Below are 2,765 nucleotides of genomic sequence, written 5' to 3' on the forward strand. Positions count from 1 at the left end.
GAGATCACGGCGGCCTCGGGCGAGCAGAGCGACGGCATCGGGCAGGTCAACGTGGCGGTGACCCAGCTGGACCAGATGACGCAGCAGAACGCGGCACTGGTGGAGGAGAGCGCGGCGGCCGCCGCCAGCCTCAAGGACCAGGCCACCCGATTGGCGGGCGTGGTGCGCGCGTTCCGTCTGTCGGACACGCAGGGCAAGGCCCTCGCCTGAGCGCGCGGGACGACCCGCGCCGCAGGGGTTTTTGGGGGCCGCGCGCCAGCGCACAAAGCGCGGCGCGTGCCTATACTGGCTCCCCTGGCTCCCCTGGCCACCGGTCTGGAGGCGTTTGTGCTCCCCGGCCGTTGGCGCCCCACCGCCCGCGCACCCGGAGACCGCCGCCATGAACGCCCGCCTGCCCTCCCACCTGCTCGACCCCTCGGCCGTGCAGTCCCATGTCGACGCCGCGTGGTCGCGGACCATCGTGCCCGAGCTGCAGCGCTACATCGAGGTGCCGGCCAAGTCGCCCGCGTTCGATGCCGACTGGGCCGCGCACGGCCTGCTGGAGCGTGTGCTGCAAAACGCGGCCGACTGGGTGCGCGCGCAGAACGTGCCCGACCTGCAGCTCGAGGTGGTGCGCCTCAACGACGCGCAGGGCAAAGCCCGCACCCCCGTGCTGTTCTTCGACGTGCCGGCCAGCGCCGGGAAAGACGGCACGCCCGCGCCCGCTTCGGGCCAGACCGTGCTGATGTACGGCCACCTCGACAAACAACCCGAATTCACCGGCTGGCGCAACGACCTCGGGCCGTGGACGCCCAAGGTCGACGACGGCAAGCTCTATGGCCGTGGCGGCGCCGACGACGGCTACGCGGTCTACGCCAGCATCGCCGCGCTGCAGGCGCTCAAGGCCCAGGGCGCGGCGCACCCGCGCATCGTGGGCCTGATCGAAACCTGCGAAGAAAGCGGCTCGTACGACCTGCTGCCCTATGTGGACGCGCTGCGCACCCGCCTGGGCGACGTGGGCCTGGTGATCTGCCTGGACAGCGGCGCCGGCAACTACGACCAGCTCTGGCTCACCACCAGCCTGCGCGGCATGGCCAGCGGCGTGCTCAAGGTCGAGATCCTCACCGAAGGCATTCACTCGGGCGACGCCTCGGGCCTGGTGCCGTCGAGCTTTCGCATCATGCGGCAGGTGCTGGACCGGCTCGAAGACAGCGCCACCGGCCGCTTGCTGCCCGCCAGCTTCCACTGCGAGATCCCGGCCGAGCGCATCGAGCAGGCACGCGTCACCGCCGCCATCCTCGGCGACGAGATCCACAAGCGCTTTCCCTGGGCGCACCACGACTGCGGCGGCGCCACCGTGTTCGCGCTGCCCACCACCACCGACCCGGTCGAGGGCCTGCTCAACCGCACCTGGCGGCCCACGCTCTCGGTGACGGGCGCCGACGGTTTTCCCGAGATGCGCAACGCCGGCAACGTGCTGCGGCCCTACACCGCATTCAAGCTCAGCCTGCGCCTGCCGCCGCTGGTGGACGCACCCACCGCGGTGCAGCAGCTCAAGGCCTTGCTGGAAGACAACGCGCCCTACCAGGCCAAGGTGACTTTTGAGGGCGAAGGCGCGGCCAGTGGCTGGAACGCACCCACCACCGAGCCGTGGTTCGAGCAGGCCTTGCAGGACGCGTCACAGGCGCACTTCCAGGCCGGCTGCGGCACCATCGGCCAGGGCGGCACGATCCCGCTGATGAACATGCTCAGCAAAGGCTTCCCGACCGCGCAGATGATGGTCTGCGGCGTGCTCGGCCCCAAGAGCAATGCGCACGGCCCGAACGAGTTCCTGCACCTGGACTACGCGCGCCGGCTCACGGCCACCGTGGCCCAGGTGGTGGCCCGCATGCCCTGAAGCGGGTCGCCGCCACCATGACCGACACCACCCAGGCGCCCTTCACCCTGCGCGACGGCCTGAACCTGGCCGTGTTCGACTGGCCCCTGCCATCGCGCTACCGCCCGCGCGCGGTGGTGCTCATCGTGCATGGCCTGGGCGAGCACGCCTGGCGCTACGACCCGGTGGCGCACCGGCTCAACGAATGGGGCTTTTGCGTGCGCGCCTTCGACCAGCGCGGCCATGGCGAATCGGGTGGCGCGCGCGGTGTGCTGCCCGACGACGACTGCCTGCTCGACGATCTGGCCGAGGTGGTGGACGACACGCGCAAGCACATTGCCGAGCCCTGGGCCTGTCCGCTGATCCTGTTGGGGCACAGCATGGGTGGGCTGATCGCTTCGACCTTCGTGAAGCGCAACATCGCGCCGGTCGACGCGCTGGTGCTGTCATCGCCCGCGCTGGACGCGGGCATTGGCAAGGTGCAGAAGAAGCTGATCGACCTGCTCTACCGTTTCGCGCCCAACCGCACCATCTCCAACGGCCTGGATGCGAGCAAGATCTCGCACAACGCGGCGGTGGTCGAGGCGTACAAAAGGGACCCCTTGGTGCACGACCGCATCAGCGCGCGGCTGGCGCGCTTCATCGACCAGAACGGCCCAGGCGTGGTGGCCGCCGCGCCGCGCTGGCGCGTGCCCACGCTGCTGATGTACGCGGGCGCCGACCACCTGGTGAAACCCGCCGGCAGCCGCGCCTTCGCCGCTGCCGCGCCGCGCAACGCGGTGCACAGCCAGGCCTTTGATGGCCTGTACCACGAGATCTTCAACGAGACCGATCCGTCGCGCGTGTTCGGCACGCTCAAAGCCTGGCTCGACATGCAGGCCCCGGCGGGGGCATAAGGCTCCCCCCGCCC

2 protein-coding genes and 1 pseudogene are annotated in these 2,765 nt (G+C 70.5%); all 3 read left to right on the forward strand.

Annotated elements, in window-relative coordinates:
* A pseudogene (locus FFS09_RS30385) lies at positions 1–210 on the forward strand (methyl-accepting chemotaxis protein); the annotation flags it as partial.
* A gap of 169 nt (positions 211–379) precedes the next feature.
* On the forward strand, positions 380–1,876 hold the full coding sequence (locus FFS09_RS30390) for a M20 family metallopeptidase (protein ID WP_137922629.1): 1,497 nt from the start codon (positions 380–382) through the stop codon (positions 1,874–1,876).
* Between the two features lie 17 nt (positions 1,877–1,893).
* Positions 1,894–2,751: an alpha/beta hydrolase gene (locus FFS09_RS30395; protein WP_137922630.1), complete on the forward strand. Its 858-nt coding sequence runs from the start codon at positions 1,894–1,896 to the stop codon at positions 2,749–2,751.
* The last annotated feature ends 14 nt before the right edge of the window (positions 2,752–2,765 follow it).

Source organism: Hydrogenophaga sp. 2FB (genome assembly GCF_005503365.1).
In the GTDB taxonomy this organism is placed as follows: domain Bacteria; phylum Pseudomonadota; class Gammaproteobacteria; order Burkholderiales; family Burkholderiaceae_C; genus Hydrogenophaga.